This window comes from Zoogloea sp. JDB1 (assembly GCF_056724025.1).
On sequence record NZ_CM161496.1, the window covers coordinates 1392674 to 1416794 of the forward strand.

General features: G+C 66.2%; 12 protein-coding genes and 1 riboswitch. Of the genes, 6 read left to right on the forward strand and 6 right to left on the reverse strand.

Features of this window, described 5'->3' with window-relative positions; genetic code table 11:
* Positions 1-77: 77 nt before the first annotated feature.
* On the forward strand, positions 78-2603 hold the full coding sequence (locus AC1PPK_RS06145; RefSeq protein WP_481116955.1) for a DNA topoisomerase III: 2526 nt from the start codon (positions 78-80) through the stop codon (positions 2601-2603).
* Between the two features lie 121 nt (positions 2604-2724).
* Here AC1PPK_RS06145 and AC1PPK_RS06150 read toward each other — a convergent pair whose 3' ends face one another.
* Entirely contained in the window at positions 2725-3582 is an 858-nt protein-coding gene (locus AC1PPK_RS06150; RefSeq protein WP_481116956.1) for an HDOD domain-containing protein, read from the reverse strand.
* A 154-nt stretch (positions 3583-3736) separates the two neighbouring features.
* Here AC1PPK_RS06150 and AC1PPK_RS06155 point away from each other — a divergent pair, with 154 nt between their 5' ends.
* From AC1PPK_RS06155 to AC1PPK_RS06170, 4 genes are all read left to right on the forward strand, one after another.
* Positions 3737-4249, forward strand: coding sequence for a hypothetical protein (locus tag AC1PPK_RS06155; protein WP_481116957.1), 513 nt, complete (start codon positions 3737-3739; stop codon positions 4247-4249).
* Between the two features lie 71 nt (positions 4250-4320).
* Positions 4321-6291 (forward strand): DUF1631 family protein, encoded by a 1971-nt coding sequence (locus tag AC1PPK_RS06160; RefSeq protein WP_481116958.1) that lies wholly within the window; start codon positions 4321-4323, stop codon positions 6289-6291.
* 101 nt (positions 6292-6392) lie between these two features.
* Positions 6393-11912, forward strand: a complete 5520-nt coding sequence (uvrA, locus tag AC1PPK_RS06165) for an excinuclease ABC subunit UvrA (RefSeq protein WP_481116959.1) — start codon at positions 6393-6395, stop codon at positions 11910-11912.
* Between the two features lie 4 nt (positions 11913-11916).
* Positions 11917-12846 carry a LysR family transcriptional regulator gene (locus tag AC1PPK_RS06170; protein ID WP_481116960.1) on the forward strand — a complete coding sequence of 310 codons (930 nt, stop codon included), beginning with the start codon at positions 11917-11919 and terminating at the stop codon, positions 12844-12846.
* Between the two features lie 97 nt (positions 12847-12943).
* On the opposite strand, the gene AC1PPK_RS06175 is transcribed toward AC1PPK_RS06170, so the two are convergent.
* On the reverse strand, positions 12944-14197 hold the full coding sequence (locus AC1PPK_RS06175; protein ID WP_481116961.1) for a Bcr/CflA family multidrug efflux MFS transporter: 1254 nt from the start codon (positions 14195-14197) through the stop codon (positions 12944-12946).
* A 202-nt stretch (positions 14198-14399) separates the two neighbouring features.
* A riboswitch (cyclic di-GMP riboswitch) is annotated at positions 14400-14488 on the forward strand.
* 78 nt (positions 14489-14566) lie between these two features.
* On the opposite strand from AC1PPK_RS06175, the gene AC1PPK_RS06180 reads away from it, so the two are divergent.
* Positions 14567-16942 carry a S53 family peptidase gene (locus tag AC1PPK_RS06180; protein WP_481116962.1) on the forward strand — a complete coding sequence of 792 codons (2376 nt, stop codon included), beginning with the start codon at positions 14567-14569 and terminating at the stop codon, positions 16940-16942.
* Positions 16943-17326: 384 nt separating this feature from the next.
* Here the strand turns inward: AC1PPK_RS06180 and AC1PPK_RS06185 are convergent, their stop codons facing one another.
* The 4 genes from AC1PPK_RS06185 to AC1PPK_RS06200 all read right to left on the reverse strand — a co-directional run bounded on the left by AC1PPK_RS06185 (position 17327) and on the right by AC1PPK_RS06200 (position 24116).
* Positions 17327-19765: an ABC transporter substrate binding protein gene (locus AC1PPK_RS06185; RefSeq protein WP_481116963.1), complete on the reverse strand. Its 2439-nt coding sequence runs from the start codon at positions 19763-19765 to the stop codon at positions 17327-17329.
* A gap of 75 nt (positions 19766-19840) precedes the next feature.
* A complete protein-coding gene (locus AC1PPK_RS06190) occupies positions 19841-21010 on the reverse strand; it encodes an ABC transporter permease (protein WP_481116964.1) in 1170 nt (389 codons plus the stop codon).
* Positions 21007-22161 carry an ABC transporter permease gene (locus tag AC1PPK_RS06195; RefSeq protein WP_481116965.1) on the reverse strand — a complete coding sequence of 385 codons (1155 nt, stop codon included), beginning with the start codon at positions 22159-22161 and terminating at the stop codon, positions 21007-21009. The genes AC1PPK_RS06190 and AC1PPK_RS06195 overlap by 4 nt, the downstream gene beginning before the upstream one ends.
* Positions 22158-24116 carry an ATP-binding cassette domain-containing protein gene (locus AC1PPK_RS06200; RefSeq protein WP_481116966.1) on the reverse strand — a complete coding sequence of 653 codons (1959 nt, stop codon included), beginning with the start codon at positions 24114-24116 and terminating at the stop codon, positions 22158-22160. Before AC1PPK_RS06200 ends, AC1PPK_RS06195 begins: the two co-directional genes overlap by 4 nt.
* Positions 24117-24121: the final 5 nt, after the last annotated feature.

Below are 24121 nucleotides of genomic sequence, written 5' to 3' on the forward strand. Positions count from 1 at the left end.
ATGTTGCGCACTACAGGCATGAGCCGGCCGGCCGCCCCCACGGCGAGGACCGGAGTGAGCAGCACGAAGGTACTCCAATGAGCAAGCAGCTGATCATCGCGGAAAAGCCCTCGGTCGCGGCGGACATCGCCCGCGCCCTAGGTGGTTTCACCAAGGAAAAGGACTATTTCGAGTCGGAGCACTACGTGCTCTCCTCGGCGGTCGGCCATCTGCTCGAACTCACGGTACCCGCCGAATTCGAAGTCAAGCGCGGCAAGTGGTCCTTCGCTCACCTGCCGGTCATCCCGCCCCATTTCGCCCTCAATCCGATCGAGAAGACCGAGGACCGCCTCAAGCTGCTGACCCGTCTGATCAAGCGCAAGGACGTCACGGGCCTGATCAATGCCTGTGATGCGGGCCGCGAAGGGGAGCTGATCTTCAGCTTCATTGTGCAGCACTCGGGCTCGGCCAAGCCGGTGCAGCGCCTGTGGCTGCAGTCGATGACCGCCGGCGCGATCCGCGACGGTTTCGCCCAGCTGCGGGCCGCTGCCGACGTGGAAGGTCTGCGTGAAGCGGCTGTGTGCCGTGCCGAGAGCGACTGGCTGATCGGCATCAACGGCACCCGCGCGATGACCGCCTTCAACTCCAAGACAGGCGGCTTCCACCTGACCACGGTCGGGCGCGTACAGACCCCGACGCTAGCCATTGTCGTCGAGCGTGAGGAGAAGATCCGCGCCTTCAGGCCTACCGACTACTGGGAGTTGGAGGCCAGCTTCGGCTGCCAGGCCGGAGCCTACGCCGGCCGCTGGTTTGACGAGGGTTTCAAGAAGCCAGAGGAAAGCACGCCGCTCGCTGAGCACGCCACGGCCTTCCGTCTGTGGGACAAGGCCCGCGCCGAAGCCATCAAGGCCAAGTGTGAGGGCAAGGTCGGCACCGTCGAGGAAGAGTCCAAGCCGACCACCCAGCTGTCGCCGCTGCTGTTCGACCTTACCTCCCTGCAGCGCGAGGCCAACGGCCGTTTCGGCTTCTCGGCACGCACCACGTTGCAGCTGGCCCAGGCCCTGTACGAAAAACACAAGGTCCTGACCTACCCGCGGACCGACGCCCGCGCATTGCCGGAAGACTACGTCGGCCAGGTCAAGGGCATCCTCGGAGGCCTGCCGGACGCCTACGCGCCGTTTGCCAATGAGATCGTCAAGCACGGCTGGGCCAAGCCCAACAAGCGCATCTTCAACAACGCCAAGATCTCCGACCACTTCGCGATCATCCCCACCGGCACGGCGCCCAAGAGCCTGTCCGAGGCCGAGGCGAAGATCTACGACCTGGTGACCCGGCGCTTCCTGGCGGTGTTCTACCCGGCCGCCGAGTACCGCGTGACCACCCGCATCACCCGCGTCGCAGGCGAGGCCTTCAAGACCGAGGGCAAGATCCTCGTCAATCCGGGCTGGCTCGCCATCTACGGCAAGTCCGCGGCGGTAGCGAGTGATGAAGAGGGCGGCGGTACGCCGCAGCTGGTGGCCGTCGAGCCCGGCGAGAAGGTCAGCACCGACGAGATCCTGGTCAAGGCACTGGTCACCAAGCCGCCCGCACGCTTCAACGAAGCCACGTTGCTGTCGGCGATGGAAGGTGCCGGCAAGATGGTGGACGACGAGGAGCTGCGCGCCGCGATGGCCGGCCGTGGTCTCGGTACGCCGGCGACCCGCGCACAAATCATTGAAAACCTGATCGGCGAGACCTACATGCTGCGGGACGGCAAGGAGCTGATCCCGACTGCCAAGGCCTTCTCGCTGATTACGCTGCTGCGCGGCCTCGGTACCAACGAGCTGACCTCGCCGGAACTTACCGGAGAGTGGGAGCACAAGCTGGCGCAGATGGAGCGCGGGGCGCTGTCGCGGGCCGAGTTCATGGAGCACATCCAGGCCATGACCCGCGACATCGTCGAGCGCGCCAAGCGCTACGAGTCCGACACCGTGCCCGGTGACTTCGCCACGCTGCAGACGCCATGCCCCAAGTGTGGCGGCCAGGTGAAGGAGAACTACAAGAAGTTCTCCTGCCAGAGCTGCGACTGGAGTGCCTGGAAGATCGTCGCCGGCCGCCAGTTCGAGATCCCCGAGATCGAGGCCCTGCTGTCCACCGGCCGGGTCGGTCCGCTGCTGGGCTTCCGCAACAAGATGGGGCGTCTGTTCAACGCCGAGATCCGTCTCAACGACGACAAGCAGCCGGAATTCGATTTCGGTCAGCCGAAGGAAGACGAAGCCGCCGAGGCGGTGGATTTCTCCGGCCAGGACTCTCTGGGCTTGTGCCCGAAATGCAGTGCCCAGGTGTATGAGCACGGGTTGTCCTACGTGTGCAGCAAATCGGTGGGGCCGGAGAAATCCTGCGATTTCCGTTCCGGCAAGATCATCCTGCAGCAGCCGATCGAGCGCGAGCAGATGCAGAAGCTGCTCGACACAGGGCGCACCGACCTGCTACGCGGCTTCGTATCGAGCCGCACCAAGCGCAAGTTCTCTGCCTTCCTGGTGCGCGGTGATGATGGCAAGGTCGGCTTCGAGTTCGAGAAGAAGGAACCCAAGGCTGCGGCCGCCAAGAAGCCGTCCGCCCGCAAGAAGGCCGAAGCCGAGTAAGCTCGAGCCTGCTCCAGAAAAATGCCCGCCAAAACATGGCGGGCATTTTTTTCGTGCCGAGGGGACGAGGATTTCGAGTTTGCCGATGGCGCGTGCTCATCGGCCCCTTTAGGGGGCTTCGTTAGGCCAGCGCCGCGGCGACGATTTCGCGGAACTCGTCCAGGTCGTGGTCTGCCGTGCCGAGGAAGGTACGGGCATCTTCGAAGGCGCGTTGGTTCACGTTCTGGGCGGTGCCGCTGAGCTCGGCAATGATGCATTCGGCGAGCTGGGTGACGGCGATCAGCGCCAGCGCATGCGATGGCAGTTCTTCTTCCGGAAGGATGTAGCGTTCCGGATTGTGGTGGTGCTGGATCGCCGATGCGATCTTTGGTGGCAGGCCCCAGTTGCGGGCCAGCAGCCAGCCGACCACCGCGTGGTCGCTGTGAAAGTGCGCCCGCTCCAGCGCGACCAGATGATCCCCATGCTCGCCGGCGCGTGCATAGAGTTCGGCATAAGTGGAAAAGTGCTGCATCAGTACCGGCACGGCGGCGTTCTGGAACAGTCCATAGGTGTAGGCATCCTCCGGCGGGATGCCCACATGCTTGCGTGCCAGCAGGCCGGCGCACAGGGCCCGGGAGGCTGCCATGTCCCAGAAATGCTGCAGGAAGTCGGCCGGCAGGCCGTCGACCGAGCTGCGCAGTGCGGCGGCGACTACGATGTTCAGGACGTTGCTGGTGCCGAGGCGGTTGATGGCTTGTTGTACGCTCTTGACCTGCGCGGCAGAGCCGAACATCGGGGAGTTGGCGAGCTTGACCGCCATTGCCGACATGCCGACGTCGGACGAGATGATGCGGGCCAGGATCTTGAAATTCGGTTCGTCCTTGCGGGCCTCCCGCAGTACCTCGGTGACCACGGCTGGGCAGGCGGGAATGCGGATTGCGGCCAGATCGGCCGCCAGTTGTTCGCTGCTGGGGAGTGAAGCTTGAGTGGCGCTTGTCATGATCGGATACTGACTGCGGGCTTGTTTGATAAATTTATTAAAAATTATAATTTTATTATTTTAAAATGAAAATGCCGATAGGCAATTGCTGCTTTGCCGCATGTGTGACTATTACACACTCATGCAGTGAAGGTGATCGGCCGGAGCAGGAAAAATGGCACGCAGATCCCTTTTGCTGACGGGGTTGGCGGGAGTCGCGGTGGTGGTGTCCCAAGTGCATCTGGCCTACGTCTTGGGTGATCGTCATCCCAACATCATTTGCTTGCAACTCAGCTTCAGCGCAGAGCGCTACTGGGGGATCCTGGGCGCATGGGGGACTGATGGACTGCAGGCTTACCGCAGACATTTTGCCGCGGATTTCGTCCATCTGTGCATCTATGCGCTGTTCGGTCATGTGCTGGCAACACGCGGCGGTCTTTTTCCGGACCGCAACACCCGCGCGTCCAGCAGGCTGGCATGCCTGCTGCCATTGGCGGCGCTGTTCGATCTGGCGGAAAACCTGCTGCAACTCCGACTGCTGGCTGGTCCTTTCGGTGTACCGAGTGTGATCATTCCCCTGTCGGGCTTATGCTCATCCGTGAAGTGGACGCTCGTTCTGGTGTTTGCCGTCTGGGTGGGAAAGCGTCTGCTCGATAAATATGGGCTGGCAGGGCGTCCTTCACGCTGAAGATTTCGGCAATTTTCCCGATAAGCCCACTTATCGCTAAGATCCGCCAACATAATACGACCCCGATGGCCATGGCGCATCCTTTCCCCACCGACGACAAATCGACCTCGATGGCAGCAGCATTGCTGGCCGACTGTCGGGCGCGTTTCCTGAGAACGCTCCGCCAGGCGGCAAGCGAGGTCATTCGTCATCAGGTCTGGCTCGACGAGTTGGCCAAGGCGGCGGGCGAGTGTTTCGACGAGTTGTCCGGCAGTAAGGAACGGCAGGGCTTCGAGCAGATGCGGAGTCTGACTGCCTCAAGCATCAGTCTGGTCCACGACGACGATATGGATTACTCGGTCGAGTTGATGAACCTCGATCAGCGCTTGCGGGATGGCTGCGAGCGGGAACTGGCGGCCCTGCACCTGCGCATGCGCATTCTGTTGTCCGGGACCGATGCTGTGCTGCACAAGGAATCGCCGGTTGGTACCGAGAGCGTGTGCCGTGCGTTGCGGGCGTTAAAGGAAGCCGAGCGCCTCAGTGCGGCGGAGGCAATGATGATCCTCGAGCGCCTTGAGGAGCCGCTGCAACGTCATCTGTGCGCGTTCTACCGGGATCTCGAGCGGGACCTGGCGGCGGCGGGCGTCAACTCCAGTTACCGGATCGTCACGCCGTCCCGCTCCGCCCTGGGGCCTGGCAACGAACGTGCGGACGAGGTGGCTGCGCCTCTGCCGATCGACCCCGTGGATGCGCTGCGTCTGTCCGTGCTGGCCCGGCGTGATATGGCGCCCGGCGTGGCCCATCTGGATCCGACACTGGCCTCTGCCCTGCTGGAGCGTATCGAGGCCTGGCTCAGTGAACGCCAGAACTACGGCAACGGTGTGCCCCAGTCCCTCGGGACGAGCGAACTTGGTGCCTTGTTGGCACCGGCGAAAGCCGCGTCGGTCGAGGTCGTGGAGACCGTATTCAATTATGTGGCCGCGTCGCCGGCGTTGCCGGCAACGATCCGCATGATCCTGGCTCAGTTGCGCGTAACAATGCTGCGCCTGGCCCTGCGCAGTGAGTCCTTGCTCGCCGCGGAGCGTCATCCCGCACTGCGTCTGGTGGATCTGATCGCCAATGTCGGCCGTACGCTGCCCCAGGATTGTCCTGCCGACTTGCCTGTGTGTCGTGGGCTGCTGCTGGTCGTGCGGCCGCTGCTGCGAGTGCCCCGCATCGAGGACCGGGATTTCCAGGTTGCCCTGTCCGGGGTGGAGGTCCTGCTGAGATCCCGCCAGAAGGGTGCCGTGGCCCGTGCTGCTGCCCTCAAGGACGAGGCTGAACGCCTGGAGCGGCGTGAAGTGGCTCTGCATCAGGCCAGTCGGGCGATCTACCTGCTGATCGGGCATCGCGCGGAGCCGGTGGTGCGGGCATTCATCGAGGGGTACTGGGTGCATGTGCTGGCCAAGGCCGCCTATCGTTACGGCACCGGCAGCACCCAGTGGACGTCGCGGGTGCAGACAGCCCATCGGCTGTTGGTCAGCGCGATGCCTGAGCCGGACGAGGTGGCCCGCCAACAATTGATGGTCCAGTTGCCAGCGCTGATGCGCTCGTTGGAGGAGGGGCTGGCGTGGATCGGCCTGTCTCCGGAGCACATCCGCGAGGGGTTGGCACCTTGCATCGAGTTGCATGCCGCGCTGATCTCCGGACGGCCCGGCCCAGAGCCCCGTTACCGCCGGCCGTCGATGCCGGTTCTCGGTCCGGTGGGAGAACGGCCGGATTTCCGGATCCTGAGGCACAAGCAGTATTTCGATGGTGAATTGTCCTTGTCCGCCGAGTGGGCCGAACTGGAAGTGGGCAACTGCGTCGCCGTTGGACTACCGAACGGTGGCCAGATGCGGGGCTTCGTCGGCTTGATCGGCCCGGCCCGCCAGTTGATCCTGATCGCCGATGGCGACGGCAGCGAGGTGCTGGCCGTGACTGCCCGCGCGCTGGCCCAGCAGGCTACTTCGCCGCAGACCCAGTTGTTTCGAGATCGATCGATCGTGGACGAAGCGGCGACCGACAGGTTGGTCAATCCCTGACGGCTTGCGCACCGCTGTGCGGGGAACCGACGGCGCTGCGGCAGGTCTCCCAAGAGGCCCTACAATGAGGGCTGCCTGCCTCTTCTCCGACCCCGCTGCCCATGTGCTCCGACCCCGCCTGCCCGGCCGATCACGGTCCTGCTGACGCCGACGCCATCCGTATTCGCGGCGCCCGCCAGAACAACCTGAAGAACCTGTCCCTCGACATCCCTCACAACGAGCTGGTGGTAGTCACCGGGGTGTCCGGTTCCGGCAAGAGTTCGCTGGTCTTCGACACCCTCTACGCCGAGGGCCAGCGCCGCTACGTGGAGACCTTTTCCCCGTACGCGCGGCAGTTCCTCGACCGCATGGACAAGCCGCAGGTGGACCGCATCGAAGGCGTGCCGCCGGCCATCGCCATCGACCAGACCAACCCGGTGCGCACCTCCCGCTCGACGGTCGGTACGATGACCGAGCTGGCCGACCACTTCAAGCTGCTCTACGCCCGCGCCGCCAAGCTGCACTGCCGCCGCTGCGGCAAGCCGGTGAGCCGCGACACGCCGGCGACGATCTTTGCCGACCTGGCGGCCCGCGCCGCGGCGGCCGGTGACCCGCGCCTGGTGGTGAGCTTCCCGGTCACCGTGCCGGCCAGCTTCAGCGACGAGGAGATCGCCGGCCTGCTCGCCCAGCAGGGCTACACCCGCATCCACGCACGCAATGGCGAACAGCTCGACGTGGTGCAGGACCGCTTCCGCCTTGGCAACGCCGAGCACGCCCGCGTGATGGAGGCGCTGGAGATCGGCCTGCGCGCCGGCCACGGCCGCCTCAGCGTGCATGCGCTGGGCGACGACGGCGAGACGCGCTGGAAATTCAGCTCCGGCCTGCACTGCGCCGACTGTGACATCGCCTATTCCGACCCGACGCCGAGCCTGTTCTCCTTCAACTCGCCGATCGGCGCCTGCGACACCTGCCGCGGCTTCGGGCGGGTCATCGGCGTCGACTTCGCGCTGGTCATCCCGGACGAATCCAAAACCCTCGCCGAAGGTGCGGTGAAGCCCTGGCAGAGCCCGAGCTTCAAGGAGTGCCAGGATGACCTGACCAAGATGGCCAAAAAGTACGGCGTGCCGATGGACGTGCCGGTGCGCGAGCTGTCGCCGGAACATCGCCACTGGTTGCTTGAGGGCGACGACAAATGGAAGAGCTGGGATTCGTCCTGGCCGCGCCTGTGGTACGGGGTGCGCCATTTCTTCGACTGGCTGGAGAGCAAGGCCTACAAGATGCACATCCGGGTGTTGCTGTCCCGCTACCGCAGCTACACCGAATGCCCGGCCTGCCACGGCGCCCGCCTCAAGCCGGACGCGCTGCTGTGGCGGCTGCCGGCCGCCGCCGGCGAGTGGGCGATCCACGAACTGCTGGCCCATCCGGTGGACGAGATCGTCCCCTTCGTCGCCGGGCTCACGCTGCCGGCGCCGCTCGACGAGGCCACCGAGCTGCTGCTCGGCGAGATCAAGGGCCGCCTCAAGTATCTGCAGGACGTCGGCCTCGGCTACCTGACCCTCGACCGGCAGTCGCGCACCCTGTCCGGCGGCGAGGTGCAGCGCATCAACCTGACCACCGCGCTGGGCACCTCGCTGGTGAATACCCTGTTCGTCCTCGACGAGCCGTCCGTCGGCCTGCATCCGCGCGACATCAACCGCATCCTTGGGGTGATGGAGCGCCTGCGCGACGCCGGCAACTCGCTGGTGGTGGTGGAGCACGACCCGCAGCTGATGCTGGCCGCCGACCGCCTCCTCGACATCGGCCCCGGCCCCGGCGAGCGCGGTGGCGAGATCGTCGCCTATGGCCCGCCGGTGAGCGTCGCCAACGACCCGGCCTCGCTGACCGGCGCCTACTTGGCCGGCCGCAAGCGCGTCGATGCGCGCCGCGTGCCGCGGCAGGTAGAGGCCGATGCGCCGCGCCTGACGCTGCTCGGTGCCCGCCAGCACAACCTGCAGGGTGTGGACCTGGCGATTCCGCTGCAGCGTTTGGTCGGCATTACCGGCGTGTCCGGCTCGGGCAAGTCCACGCTGATCCAGGACGTGCTGTTCCCGGCGCTGGCCAAGCACTTCGGCCAGCCCGCCGAACCGCCCGGCGCCTTTGAAGGCTTCGCTGGCGTCGAGGCGATCAAGGGCGTGGTGATGGTGGACCAGTCGCCGATCGGCAAGAGCGCGCGCTCCAACCCGGTCAGCTACGTGGGCGCCTGGGACGCCATCCGCAAACTCTTCGCCAACCTGGAGGAGGCCAAGGAGCGCGGCTACACGCCGGGCACCTTCAGCTTCAACTCCGGCACCGGGCGCTGCCCAACCTGCACCGGCTCGGGCTTCGAGCACGTGGAGATGCAGTTCCTGTCGGATGTTTACCTGCGCTGTCCGGACTGCGACGGCAAGCGCTACCGGCCGGAGATCCTGGCCCTCAACTGGCGCGGCAAGAGCGTTGCCGACGTGCTGGAGATGACCGTCTCAGAAGCGCTGGCCTTTTTCGCCGACCAAAAGGCGGTGCTCGCCGCGCTGGCCCCGCTGGCCGACGTGGGGCTGGAGTACGTGCGCCTCGGCCAGCCGGTGCCGACCCTGTCCGGGGGTGAGGCCCAGCGCCTCAAGCTGGCCGGCTACCTGGCCGAGGCGGCGCAACTGGCCGCCAAGAAGTCGAGAAAGGCCGCCGGCGACGCCGCCGACGAGCCCGGCCTGCTGTTCCTGTTCGACGAGCCCACCACCGGCCTGCACTTCGAGGACGTGGCGCGCCTGCTGTCGGCCTTCGAGAAGCTCCTCGACGCCGGCCATTCGCTGGTGGTCATCGAGCACAACCTGGACGTGATCGCCGCCGCCGACTGGTTGATCGACCTCGGCCCGGAAGGCGGCAGCGGCGGCGGCCTGATCGTCGCCGAGGGCACGCCGGCCGAGCTGATCGCCACGCCGGCCTCCCACACCGGCAAGGCGCTGGCCGATTACGCCGCCCAGCTGTCGGCGATGCAGGCCGCGCCGGTGGTGGCCGAACCGGCGCCGCGTTACCGGGCGGTGGTGCCGAAGGCGATCACCATCCGCCACGCCCGCCACCACAACCTGAAGAACGTCAGCCTGGACATCCCCCGCGACCAGTTCACGGTGATCACCGGCCTGTCCGGCTCCGGCAAGTCCACGCTGGCCTTCGACATCGTCTTCGGCGAGGGTCAGCGGCGCTACCTGGAGTCCCTCAACGCCTACGCCCGCCAGTTCGCGCAGCCGTCGGCACGGCCGGAGGTGGATGCGATCTTCGGCATTCCGCCGACGGTGGCCATCGAGCAGCGGGTCAGCCGCGGCGGGCGCAAGAGCACGGTGGGCACTCTCACCGAGATCCAGCCTTTCCTGCGCCTGCTCTACGTGAAGCTGGGCACCCAGTACTGCCCGGATTGCGACGTGCCGGTCACGCCGCAGAGCTTCGAGGCCATCGTCGCGCAGATCCAGCGCGACTTCCAGGGCCGTTCCGTCGAGCTGCTGGCGCCGCTGATCATCAACCGCAAGGGCTTGTACACCGACCTCGCCAAGTGGGCGCGGGGCAAGGGCTTCGAGCAGCTGCGCGTCGACAGCGACTACCTGCCGACCAAGAAGTGGCCGCGCCTCGACCGCTACAAGGAGCACAACATCGAGCTGCCGGTGGGCATGGTGCTGGTCGGTCCGGACACCGAAACCGCGCTGCGCGAATACGTGGCGGCGGCGCTGGAGCATGGCAAGGGCGTCCTCAAGCTGCTGCCGCTCGGCGAGCCGGGCGCGCTGCTGACCACCCTGTCCACGCTGCGCGCCTGCCCGGATTGCGGCACCAGCTTCCCCGAGCCCGATCCGCGCCTGTTCTCCTACAATGCCAAGCACGGCTGGTGCCCGGACTGCTACGGGACGGGCATCAAGATCGCCGGCAAGGTGGAGAATCCGGACGACCTCGACATGGGCGAGTTGGAAGCCGACAGCGACGAGGCCTGCCCGAGTTGCCACGGCGCCCGCCTCAACCCGGTGGCCCGCGCGGTGCGCTTCCGCGACCTGGGCTTGCACGAGCTGGCCTCGCTGGCGGTGGGCAAAGTGGCGGACTTCTTCGACGGCCTGCAGCTGGCCCGCCGGGAGGCCGACATCGGCCGCGACCTGGTCGGCGAGATCCGCGGCCGGTTGGACTTCCTGGAGAAGGTCGGGCTCGGCTATCTGGCCCTCGACCGCGCCGCGCCAACCCTGTCCGGCGGCGAGGCACAGCGCATCCGCCTGGCGGCCCAGCTCGGCTCCAACCTCACCGGGGTGTGCTACATCCTGGACGAGCCGACCATCGGCCTGCACCCGCGCGACAACCAGCTGCTGCTCGACACGCTGGAAGCCCTGCGCGGCCGCGGCAACACCCTGCTGGTGGTGGAGCACGACGAGGACACCATCCGCCGCGCCGACCACGTCATCGACATCGGCCCCGGCGCAGGCGTGCGCGGCGGGCGCATCATCGCCGAAGGCAAGCTGGCCGACCTGATGGCGGCGCCGGAATCGGCTACCGGGCGCTGTTTCCGCCAGCCGCTGGTGCACCCGCTGGCGCCGCGTCGTGCGGTGGCCGACGAGCAGCCGGCGCTGGTGGTGCGCGACGCCAGCCTGCACAACCTGAAGAACGTGTCGGCCCGTGTGCCCCTCGGCCGCCTGACGGTGGTGACCGGCGTGTCCGGTTCCGGCAAGTCCACCTTCGCCCGCGACGTGCTGCACGCGAGCCTGGCGGCGGGGGCGGCGGTGGGCTGCGCCGAGCTGGCCGGCCGCGAGCTGGTCGGCCGCGTGCTGGAAGTGGACCAGACGCCGATCGGCAAGACGCCGCGCTCCTGCCCGGCCACCTACATCGGTTTCTGGGACGCCATCCGCAAGCTGTTCGCCGAGACCACCGAGGCGAAGATGCGCGGCTGGAACGCCTCGCGCTTCTCCTTCAACACCGGTGCCGGCCGCTGCCCGGTGTGCGAGGGGCAGGGCCAGATCACCATCGAGATGAACTTCCTGCCCGACGTGAAGATGCCCTGCGAGGCCTGCGGCGGCGCCCGCTTCAACCCGGAAACCCTGACCGTGCAGTGGAAGGGCAAGACGGTGGCCGACCTGCTGCACATGGCGGTGGAGGACGCGGTGGACTTCTTCGCTGCGCACCCGTCCATCGCCCACCCGCTGCGCCTGCTGCAGGATGTGGGCCTCGGCTACCTGACCCTCGGCCAGCCCAGCCCGACCCTGTCCGGCGGCGAGGCCCAGCGCATCAAGCTGGTCTCCGAGCTGGCCAAGGTGCGCGGCCGTGCCGGCGAGTCGGCGGCTGGCCCCGGCCGGCCGCTGCCGCCGGAGAAGCACACCCTCTACGTGCTCGATGAGCCCACCGTCGGTCTGCACATGGCCGACGTGGAAAAGCTGATCCACGTCTTGCATCGCCTCGCCGATGCCGGCCACACGGTGCTGGTCATCGAGCACGACCTGGACCTGATGGCCGAGGCGGACTGGATCGTGGACCTCGGGCCGGAAGGCGGCGACGGCGGTGGCGAGATCGTCGCCGAAGGGCCGCCGGAGGCGGTGGTGCAGGTGGCGCGCTCCCACACCGGGTGCATCCTCGGCGAGTTTCTGGCGGCGCGCCGCGGCGAGGCTGCCTGAGGCGATGAACTCCGACGACCTGCGGCTGTTCGCGCGCATCGTCAAGGCCGGCAGCATCTCGCGGGCGGCCCTTGAAACCGGAGTCGACCAGTCCACGCTGAGTCGGCGTCTGGCTGCGCTGGAAGGCGAACTGGGGACGCGCCTGCTGCACCGCAGTGGACGCGGCGTGCTGCCGACCGAAAGGGGCGAGAAGCTGCTCGAATACGCCGGGTCGGTCGGCCGCCTGCTCGACGAGGCCGGTGCAGCGATGCAGCACGGTGACGGGCGCGGCCCGAGCCAGCTGCACATCGCCGCTCAGCCGACCCTCGCCAGCCTGCTCTTCGCGCCGCTGGCCCGGCTGCTGGGGGCGCGCTATCCCCACACCCGCCTGCGCTTCGTGGAAGGGCTGGCCGACCAGTTGCTCGACAAGCTGGCTGGCGGGGACGTGGACCTGGCTTTGATCTATCTGCCGGAACAGGGTGTTGTGCAGGCCGACGTATTACTCAGCGAAGGGCTGCGCCTGGTCTTGCCAGCCGACCACCCGCTGGCTGGCGAGGCCTTGCTGGTGCCCACGCTGCGCGATATTCCGTTGATCCTGCCGAGCACCCACCATGGCCTGCGCCGGCTGGTGGAGTCACTGGCGGAACGCCATGGCTTTGCGCTGAGGATCGCAGTGGAGCTGGACGGCTCCATCGCCCTCATCAAGCGGATGGTGCTGGAAGGCTGCGGCGCCACCCTGCTGCCGGAGGCGGCTGTTCGCGACGAGATCGCCGCCGGCCTGCTGAAAAGCTGCCGGCTCATCGACCCGGAGGTCAGCCGGCAGGTCGGCCTGGTGCTGGCGCGCAACCGGGTCGTGCCGGACGGCCTGTGGGACATCGTCCGGCTGATCAAGGACGAGGTGGTCCGCCTCGTCGAATCCGGCGAGTGGCCGGATGCCAGGCTTGAACGCGGCTAGTCCCTGTTCTTTCTCTTGCGTGTGGCAAATGTTGGGGGCAGTGAACTATGGGGGTGAATTCACTCGCCCCTACAAAAAAGGGATAGTAAGGAGTTCCTCAGGCGGCGCTTGAGTGGGACGCTTCGGCCGTGCTGGCGTGATGGTGGTCGTGGTGGGCAACCAGCACACGATGCACCGCCCAAGCGCCGATGCCGCACAGGGCCATCACTATCGCCAGCGGCCGCCCGCTGCCGTCGTGGAGCAGCCCGACCAGTGCGCCAGCAAGGGTCGCGAAGAAGAACTGCAGCGCGCTGGCCAGGGCCGCCGCGGTGCCGGCCTGTTGCCCGTGGGTGGCCAGCGCCGAGGCGGTGGCGTTGGGGATGATGAAGCCGAGGCTGCTCACGAAGCAGAAGAAGGCGCCGACGAACCATGGCAGCGAGATCTGCCCGGTGAAGGCCAGCCCGGCGAGCAGCAGTCCGGTCAGCAGCGGCACCCACAGCGCGCGGCGCAGCAGCAGGGTTGCCGGGTAGCGCTTCAACAGATGGGCGTTGAGCTGGCTGGCGGCGATCAGGCCGAAGGCATTGGAGCCGAAGAACCAGCCATAGTCCTGCGGTGCGACGCCATACAGGTCGATGAGGACGAAGGGCGAGCCGGCGACGTAGGCGAACATGCCCGACATGGCCAGGCCGCCACCCAGCGCGTAACCGAGGAAGGCCCGGTTGGCGAGCAGGCGGCCGTAGTTGCTGAGCACCGTGCCAAGCTGCAGCGGTGGCTCGTGGCGGGTGTCGTGGCTTTCTGCCAGCCCCGCGCGGATGGCCAGCAGGCATGCCGCCCCGAACGCCGCCAGCACGACGAAGATGCTGCGCCAGTCGGCAAGTCCGAGCAGTGCGCCGCCGATCAGCGGGGCGAGGATGGGTGCCAGGCCCATCACAAGCATCAGCAGCGAGAAGGCCCGCGCGGAATCCCGCGCCGAGCAGCGATCGCGGACGATGGCGCTGGGGATGATGATGCCGGCGCAGCCGCCGAGGCCCTGCACGAAGCGCCAGCCAATCAAGGCCGGGATGCTCGTTGCGCAGGCGGCGCCGATTGCCGCCACGGTGTAGATGATGAGCCCGACGTAGAGCGGCTTCTTGCGGCCAAAGCGGTCGCTGAGGGGGCCGTAGAACAGCTGGCCGAGGGTCAGTCCGATGAAGAAGGCGGCCAGGGTCAGCTCGACGCTGCCCGGCTGCCCGCCCAGGCTGCGCTCGATCTGCGGGAAGCTGGGCAGGTACATGTCGATGGACAGCGGGCCGATGGCGGTCAGCACGCCGAGCAGGACCAACCAGGGCGGCAGACCGAGCCGGGAGTCAGAGGAATTGGATATTGTTGTCATGATGGGGGCCGCGGGTTGGGGATTGCAGTATGGGCGAGCAGCAGACTCCGTTCATGGCGCTGAGCGCATAGCCGCTATGCGGTGTGACCGATGATGGTCTTGGGAGGGTGGAGATCCTGAATGTCGTAATGCCGAATCACGATCCCGTGGCTTTCGGATTTGGCTCGGGAAGACTAAGATGCAGATCGTCCAGTCAGAATGACGGGATGAAGGGCAAACTCATCAAAAGATGAGGACGCAAAACTTCCGGCCTAAAGCGCGTCGGCGTGCCATGGCAGCGGGGTTGCCGGCACATCGAGCAGCCGTGTTCCAACGATCTGTTCGATGCTGTCGTCAGCGAGGCCCTGAAATAACCCAGGAGTCAGGGCCATGAAGATCGTTCTCCCGCACAGTCAAATCCAGGTATGTCGGCTTCCCATCGCCGCGGCGGTTGTCGCTTCGGCGCTTGTCAGCGGGTGTGGAGGCGGAGGTGGCTCGGAGGCGTCGGCGCCGCAAACGGCGGCTCCCCTGGCGTCCGCCAGTACGAGTCTCCAGATGGATCTGGCCGCGCTGCCGGCTGATATAGCGACAAAAACTGTTGAACCTGCGTTCTACCTTGCCCCCACGCCGATCGACGAGCCGAATGAGGCCGATCTGGCTGGCGATGGCGCTTCGACGCAGGTGTATCCCCATTACCAGTCTGTCCCGAGCGAACTTCGGGCCCTGTCCTCGCGAAATCTCACCCCGCAGGCAATAGCTGCATTTCGTCGCGTTCAGGCCAGTGGAATCCAGTACGTACAGGATGCGGCGGGCGTCGCTCCAATGGCCACCAGCAGCAGTGTCGTCACCTACTCGCCGGCGCAGATCCGTGCCGCGTACGGCATGCCGGCCTTGCCAACCGCCGGCAGCACGCTCACGGCGACACAAACTGCACAAATGGGGGCGGGACAGACGATCTACATCGTTGCGGCGTATCACGACCCGAACGTTGCTGCGGAACTCGCTGCTTTCAATGCCAAGTTCGCCCTCCCGGCCTGCACTAGCAAGGCGATTGCAACCAGTGCCAGTCTTCCACTCGCCACGGCCAGTTCCAGTGCTTGTGAGTTCTCCGTGGTCTATGCCAATACCAGTGGTGGCATGAATGGCACGCCGCCGGGCTATAACTCGAGCTGGGCGACCGAAATCGCCCTCGATGTGCAATGGGCCCACGCTACCGCCCCCATGGCGCGCATCGTTCTGATCGAAGCTCCGGATGCCACGACGAACAGCCTGCTTGCGGCGATCAAGCTCGCCAATGCGATGGGGCCCGGTGTCGTTTCGATGAGCTTCGGCTCCAAGGAAGGTAGCTGGACCGCTTCCGTCGATAGCGCTTTCAACGGCAGTAACATGACCTACTTGGCGGCTACCGGTGACTCCGGCGTGGGCGTATCCTGGCCCGCTGTCTCCACCAAGGTGCTGGCGGTAGGTGGCACGAGCCTGCGCTACAGCGGCAGCGGCGCGCGTAGTGAAGTGAGCTGGTCGGGCACGGGGGGAGGCACGAGTGCCTATATGGCGGTTCCCGGCTATCAGACCACCAGTGTGCCGGGTCTGGGCTCCGTCAGCCGGCGAACCGTCGCCGACGTGGCCTTCAATGCAGACCCGACTACCGGTCAATACGTCGCCATCCTGTCCCCCGGCAGTAGTACCGCCAGCTGGTTCAGTGCCGGCGGCACAAGTTTGGCCACGCCCCAGTGGGCAGGGCTGATTGCGGTGGCGAACGCGTCGCGTATCAGCGCGAGCAAATCCGTCCTCGGCCTCCCGCATTCGATTCTGTATACCCAGATTGCAACTGTTCCCGGCTCCTATGCCGCCTCGTTTGCCGATATCACTCAGGGCACCAACGGTAGTTGTGCGACCTGTGCAGCCCATACAGGCTATGACACCCTATCGGGGCTGGGAACGCCCAACGTTGGCAATCTGATTACCCAGCTCACGAGCACGACCAATCTGCCCAGTGCTCCGACTGTCACTCCGGCCAGTATTTCGGGTTCAGCGGGAACACCCTTGACGTTTACGGTGGCTGTCAATGCCGCCAATGCGGTCAGCTATGCGTTGAGTGGCGCTCCCAGCGGTATGAGCATCAGCACCAGTGGCGTCGTCAGCTGGGCCAGTCCTGTCGCAGGTTCTTATACGGTCACGGTGACGGCCACCGACAAGATCAGCGGCTTGAGCGGACAAGGGGCCTACACGATCACCATTGCCGCCAAGGCACCGCTCGTCACGGGCGGCACGATTTCCGGCAAGCCTAACGTGGCCCTGTCGTTCCCGCTCGTGGTCACCAGCCTCAACCCCGTGAGCTACAGTCTGAGCGGCGCGCCCACGGGCATGACGGTCAGCAGCAGCGGAATCGTCAGCTGGCTGAAACCCGTTGCTGGTAGTTACACCGTCATCGCGACGGTCAAGGATTCGAAGACTGGCCTGACAGGCCAGGCGAGCTACAGCATTCAGATCAGTTCGGCGGGGCCGCTCATTACCGCTACACCGATTACTGGCGTGGCTGGCAAGAAGCTCACTGGCTCCATTGCCTTCTCCGATCCTGGTGCCAGCAGTATCACCATCACCGTCTCCAATGCACCTCTCGGCATGCAGTTTTCTGTCAGTGGTCAGACGCTGCAGTATGTTTGGCTCTTCCCGCTTACCGGTAGCTATTCGCTGAGTTTGCGTGCCATTGACTCCGCTGGACTCAGTACCCAAGTCAGCATCCCGCTCACCGTAACCGCCAAGTAGGCGGAGACTTCGGAGGCAAGCCATGGGTCCCCTCAAAGTTGTCCTTGCAACAGGCCTCTTCGCTGCAGCCGCGGCACTCTACGCTGCGGACGCCCCTCCAACTCAGGTGGCTACTCCTCCGCATCAGCTCATTCCAGTTCCGCCACCGGCGAGTGTGCCTGCCGAGCAGGCTGGTACCGAGGCCGGGGCACGCAAGCCAGAGGCTGCCAGGGCGGTGATGGATCCGCGTCAGCACCGTGCCGGCAACTCCGCCAAGCGCTCATGTCGGCATACGGCATCATCCCGCTCCCACGGTGGTTCAAAGGCTGGAGCAACAAAATAGCGAAGGGAGTCTTGGCCAGTTGCCTGGAGCCCCGTCTTGTCGTGCTTGCCGTAGTCTAGGCCTTACGGCCTTTTCAGGCGGACTGTGAACCAGAAGGTGCTGCCTTCGCCCAGCGTGCTGCTCACGCCGGTTTCGCCGTCCATCAGGCGGGCCAGTTTGCGGTTGATGGCAAGGCCGAGGCCGGTGCCGCCGTGGCGGCGCGTGAAGGAGCCGTCGGCCTGTTCGAAGCTGAGGAAGATACGCTGCTGGTCCTCTGGCTTCACGCCGATACCGGAATCCTGCACCTCGAAGCGCAGCAGCAGGCCTCTGGCGTCTTCCCGTAGTACGCGCCCATGCACCGCGACAAAACCCTGCTCGGTGAACTTGGCGGCATTGCTGACGTAGTTGATCAGCATTTGGCTGATGCGCTGCGGGTCGCCCTTCAGCTGGGCGGGCAGGCCGGTGAGGTCCGCCGTGTAGTTCAGACCACGGGCACGCAGATCGGCGCCGGTGGCGTCTGCGACCCGGTGGGCGATGTCGTCGGTAGCGAACGGCTTCTCGTCTATCTGCATGCGTTCCGCGTCGAGCGCGGCGAGGTCGAGCAAGTCGTCGAGAATCTGGTGGAGGCCGCCAGCGGCCTTCAGGACTCGTTCCAGGCGGTCCCGCTGAGCGGCATCGTCGTTCTTGTCCCGCAGGATTCGAGTGAAGCCGAGGATGGCGTTGAGCGGCGTGTGGATCTCGTGGCTCAGGTTGGCCAGGAAGGTGCTCTTTGCCCGGTTGGCGCTTTCGGCCAGATCTTTGGCGCCCTGCAGTTCGGTAGTGCGCAGGCTGACCTGGGCTTCCAGGTGTTGGCGGTGCAGCTCCAGCTCGCTCAACATCTGGACCCTCTCGGTCTGATCCACGAACTGGATCAGCAGGTGCCTTTCGTTATTGAGGTGTACCGGCAGGATCAGGCAGTCGGCCCAGATCTCGCGACCGAAGGAGGTCATTATGTGGATCTGGCGCTGCTGGCGGGTGTCGGTCTGCAGCGCGCGCAGGCAGTCATCGTGGATGCCGCTGGCGTGCCAGGCATGGATGCTGTGGAAGCTCTGGGCCAGCAGTTGTTCCCGGCTGGTGCCGATCAGGCGGGCGTAGCTTTCGTTGGCCATCACGCAGGGGCCGGTGTCCCGATAGACGCCGATGGGTACCGGCGAGACCTGCAACACCGTATCGGTGACAGTAATGGCCTCGCGCAGGCCGTTTTCGGCGCGGCGGCGTTCGGCGACCTCGCCGATGAGGTGGGTGTTGGCGTCGGCCAGTTCGGCGGTGCGTTCGCGTACACGGGCTTCGAGCAGGCTGCGCTCCTCGGCCAGTTCGGCGAGAGCCTGGCGGCGCTGGCTGGCAATGCGCACCAGCGCGACGATCAGCAGACCTTGCAGTACCACGACGACGATGGCCGCGACGATCTGGCCGCGATGGAGTGCCCACAGGCTGGTTGGGGCGTCGATGATCTCGGCGCCTTCGGGCAGGGCGCTGGTCGGGATGTCGAAGCGTTGCAGCGTGGGGTAGTCGAATACATCGCGGGCCGGGGAGCTCATCGTCACCGGGATGTCCGATGCCTTGCGTCCGTTGAGGACCTGGCGCGCCAGGCGGGCGGCCTCGCGGCCCTGGTCGAGGCCGTTGAGCACGTGGCCGCCGAGCACGCCGGTGCCCAGATGAAAGTCCCAGAAAGTGTAGACCGGCACCGGACTGGCGGCGGCCACCAGGCGGCCGTTTTCCTCCGGTGTCAGTGCGCGCCCTTCGCCGCGATCGCTGGTCTGCCCGGCGAGGAAGACCAGCGCGTCCGATGGCAGGGACTGTAGGCGCTCGCGGATGGTCTGCATCGACGCATCCTTCAGCACACTGACCTGGAAGTGCGCCTTGTAGCGGGGCAGGATACTGCTCTCGGCTTCGCTGGCGCTGCGTGCGCTGCTCGGATCGCCGGTGGACAGGATAAAGACCAGCTGGCGCGTGGCCGGCTGGACCTTCAGCGCCAGCTCCACGGTGGCGCCGATGTCGATTTCCTCGTTTACGCCGGTGATGTTGCTGATGCCTTTCAGCGCCTCGGGGCGGAAGTGGTTGAAGCCGCAGAACACGATGGGCAGGTTGGGAAACAGGCGTTCCCGGTAGCGGATTGCGAAGTCGAAGGCGTCGTTGTCGGAGACGATCAGCAGGTCGTGCCGGTAGCCACGGTACTTGATCGCCATCGCGTCGGCGAGGAGGTCCATGCGGGCGGGGTCGGGGAAGCGGCGGGCGTCCAGGTATTCGACCGACAGCTCCACTTGGCGCGTGTCGTCGGCGAGTTCTTCGCGGATCCCTTTTTCGATCGCATCGCTCCACGCATAGCCAGGGTGGTAGGAGTTGAGGTACAGCACATGAGGTGGTGGCACCCCGTTTTCTGCCCAGGCCAGACTCTGTAGCAGGCAGAGGGCGATGCAGGCCAGCAGATACATGCTGCGGGCTAGCAGGGTGCTGCTGGCGGACGGATTCGACGAGGCGGGCATGACGGAGGCTGTTCTTGTTATGGAACAGGACTCTACGCCATTCCGTAGCGGAAGGTGCGGCCTAGGCCGCCACGTTCAGCCGAACTGACGGTCGAAGCGGCGCATGCCGGCGGCGAAGACGACGACGCCCAGCCCGGCCATCGCCAGTACCGAATCCCACAGCAGATCCATGCCGACGCCTTTCAGCAGGATGCCGTAAGCGGCGTCGAGGAAGTAGTGCAGTGGCGAGATCCAGGCCAGCCCGCGCATCCACGGGGGCATTGCCTCAATGGGCGTCCACGCGCCGGAGAGCAGCAGCATCGGCATCAGGATCACCACTGTCAGCATGCCCACCTGGGCCAGATTGCGGGCCACGGTGGCGGCCAGCAGGCCGAGGCCGGCGGTGGTGAACACGTAGAGGGCGGTGATCAGGAAAAAGGTGACGAGGCTGCCGCGCATCGGCAGCTGGAACAGCGGGCCGAGCACGCCGAACAGCGCGATGGCGCTGCCGGCGAGGATCACCAGGGTCATCGCCACGACCTTCGGGAAGAGGATCTGGAAGGACGTCAGCGGGGTGACCATCAGCTGCTCGATGGTGCCGCGCTCCTTCTCGCGGACCATCGCCGCGGCCGGCAGCAGGATCGAGAACAGGGTGACGACGGTGAGCAGCTCGGAGATGCCCATGAACCAGGCGTCGTTCTGGTTGGGGTTGTACCACACGCGGGTGTCGGCCTCGACCAGCGGGCCGGCGAAGCCGCCGGCCGCGGCCAGCCCTTCCCGCTGGGCGGCGGCTTCGAGGGCGTACTTGCCGACGATCTGCGCGCCGTAGCTGGAGGCGAGGAAGCCGAGTACCGAGTTGGAGGTGTCCACCTGCAGCTGTACCGACACCTGTTCGCCGCGCTGCAGGCGTTCCTGGAAGCGCGGTGGGATGTCGAGCACGGCCATCACGTCGCCGTCGTCGAGGCGGCGGATCGCCTGGCGGGCGTCGGCCACGCTGCCGGCGGGCTGGAAGTAGGGCGGCTGGAAGCGGCTCGCCAGCTCCCGCGAGGCGAAGCTGTAGTCGGTGTCGAGGGTGGCGATGGCGGCGTTCTTGAGCTGCATGCTGACCCCGGAGGCGGCCAGGTAGATGTCGCCGGTGAAGCTGTACAGGAAGAACACCATCAGGGCCACGTCGCGGAACAGTTGCAGCAGCTCCTTCTGCGTCATCACCCGCAGGCGGCGCAGGCCGGGCACCGACAGGAGTCCGCCGTTCATCATCTGTTTCATGATTTCGGCCTCTTGGTGAACAGCAGGTAGCCCAGTCCGAACAAGCCCACCGCGTAGGCGGCCAATACCAGTACCTCCAGCCATAGGGCGTGCCAGCTCACTGCCTTCAGGAAGCAGCCGACGACGATGTTGGTGTAGTACATCGGCGGCAGCGCGTGGGCCAGCATCGATGCCGCCGGCGACAGGGAAGGCAGTGGCAGCAGCACGCCGGAGTAGAGCACCGCCGGGATGATGCTGACGATGCTGGCGACGATCATCGCTGCCACCTGGGTCTGCACCAGCATCGAGATCACCAGCCCGATGCCGGTGGTGCAGATCACGTAGAGCACCGTGGCGAAGGCGAAGAACAGCGGGTCGCCCTTGAACGGCGCGCCGAACAGCCAGGTGGCGAGCAGCCACAGGAACATTGCGTTGGCGATGGAAATCGCCACGTAGGGCGCCAGCTTGCCGAGCAGGAATTCGCCCGGCGACACGGTGGACGAGTAGATGTTGAAGATCGAGCCGGACTCCTTCTCGCGCACCACGCCGACGGCGGTCAGGAAGGGGGGCGACAGCATCATGATCAGCATGATCAGCTTGGGTGCCAGCGACCAGATGCTTTTCACGCTCTGGTTGTACAGATAGCGCACCTCCAGCTTGACCGGCTGGACCCGCTGGCGCGCCTCGGCGAGCGGAATTCCGCGTACGCGGGACAGGGCGTGGGCCATGTTGTCGAGGCTCACTGCGCTGTTGATGGCCGCCACGTAGCCCATGCTGGTCTGGGTGCGTTCCGGGAAGGTGCCGTCGATCAGCACCTGCACCGGCGCCGGTTCGCCGCGGCCCAGGCGTTCGTCGAAGCGCGGCGGGATCACCAGCACCATGCGCACCTTGTTGTCGGCGAGCAGCGCGTCCACGCCATGTTCGTCGGCAGCGTAGCCCTGGAAGGCAAAGTAGCGCGACGAGATGAAGCGGTAGGCGTAGTCGCGGCTGGCGGCTGTCTTGTCGTAATCCACCACCGCGAAGGGCAGGTTTTCCACGTCCAGGGTCAGGCCGAAGCCGAACAGCAGCATCAGCATGGCTGGCACGACGAAGGCCAGCGCGAAGAACAGGCGGTCGCGGATGATCTCGCGCCATTCCTTCCAGGCCAGGGCAAGGATGCGTTGGCCGTTCATGGTGAGCTCCGTCCGGCGTCTTCCAGCGCGGTGATGCGCTGCACGAAGACGTCTTCCATCGACAGCGGGCGCAGGCCCACCGACTGCACTGCGATGCCGGCTTTGTCGAGCAGGGCCGGCAGGCGCTCCCGGTCGACATCGGCATCCCGCGACAGCAGGTGCACGGCCCGCCCGTGCAGCGCCACGTTGGTGAAGCCAGCCTCGCGCAGGGCATTCTGGGCCGGAACGGGTCGGTCGACGCGCAGTTCCAGCAGTTGGCCGGCACTGCTTACCAGCTCCTGCTTCATAGTCTCCGGCGAGGCGTCGGCGACGACGCGGCCGGCGAACATCAGGGCCAGGTGGTCGCAGTGCTCGGCCTCGCTCATGTAGTGGGTGGTCACCAGGATCGCCACGCCTTCGCGCCGCGACAGGTGAAACAAGATGTCCCAGAACATGCGCCGGCCGATCGGATCGACGCCCGAGGTGGGTTCGTCGAGGAACAGCACGCGCGGCTCATGGACCAGCGCGCAGCCGAGGGCCAGGCGCTGGCGCAGGCCCATCGGCAGGCGGCCGGCAGCATCGTTCTCGAAACCGGCCAGCCCGGCCATGCCGATCACCCAGTCGCCGCGCTGGCGCGCCTGGCGGTCATCGAGGCCGTAGATGCCGGCGTACAGGCGGATGTTCTCGACCACCGACAGGTCGTGGTACAGGGAGAAGGCCTGGCTCATGTAGCCGATGCGCTCCTTGATCGCCAGCCCGGCGTTGCGCATGTCGGCACCGGCGACGCGGCCGGCACCCGACGAGGGCTTGAGGATGCCGGTGAGCATCTTGATCACCGTGGTCTTGCCGGCCCCGTTGGCGCCGAGCAGGCCGAAGATTTCGCCTTGCGGCACCGCGAAGCTCACCGAGTCGGCGGCGCGGAAGTCGCCGAAGACGCGGGTCAGGCCCGTGGCTTCGATGGCCAGCGTCGAGGTCGGTGCGGCGGCGGGTGCGTCGGCTGGCAGGCTGGTGTCGAGTCGGGCACCGCGCTGGCGCAGCATGGCGACGAAGACGTCCTCCAGCTCGGGTTCGCGGGCGAACCAGTCGGTGACTTGGATTGCGGTGCCGGCGGGGGCGGACGTGGCGAGGCAGGCGTCGACTGCCGTGCGCGCCTGTGTTGCATCCAGCCCTTCGGCAAACACCCGCAGCCAGGCGCCCATGGCTTCGGTCTGCGGGAACTGCGCTTTCAGGCGCGGCAGCGCGTCGGCCTGGGGTTCGGCGCGGAACAGGGCGAGGGTGCCGGGTACGCGGGCGATCAGTTCGGCCGGCGTGCCTTCACCCATCACTTTGCCCTCGTGGAACAGGGACACCCGGTGGAAACGGTCGGCCTCGTCCAGGTAGGCGGTAGACACCAGCGCGGTGATGCCTTTGTCTTCCAGCAGCTTGCCGAGGATGGCCCAGAAATCGCGCCGCGACACCGGATCGACGCCGGTGGTCGGTTCGTCGAGGATCACCAGGTCGGGTTCGTGGATCAGCGTGCATACCAGCCCGAGCTTCTGCTTCATGCCGCCGGACAGCTGGCGCATCGGGCGGGCGCGGAAGGCGTCGAGGCGGGTCATGCCGAGCAGCATGTCCTTGCGCGTGGCCAGTTCGGTGCTTGGCACGCCGCGCAGGCGGCCGAAGAAATCCACGTTCTCCTCGATGGATAGGTCGGGGTAGAGGTTGAGGCCGAGTCCCTGGGGCAGGAAGCCGATGCGCTGTTTGACCTGTTCGGCGCTCCGCTCGGAATCGATGACCGTGCCGAAGACTTCCACCGTGCCGCCGTCGTGGGCCAGCACGCCGGCCACGGCCTTCATCAGGCTGGACTTGCCGGCCCCGTCGGCGCCGACCAGGCCGTAGATCTCGCCGCGCTGCACCGTCAGCGCCAGGCCGTCGGCGGCCACGCGCTTGCCGTAGCGCTTGATGAAGCCTTCGACGCGGATCGCCGGGGCGGACATGGTGA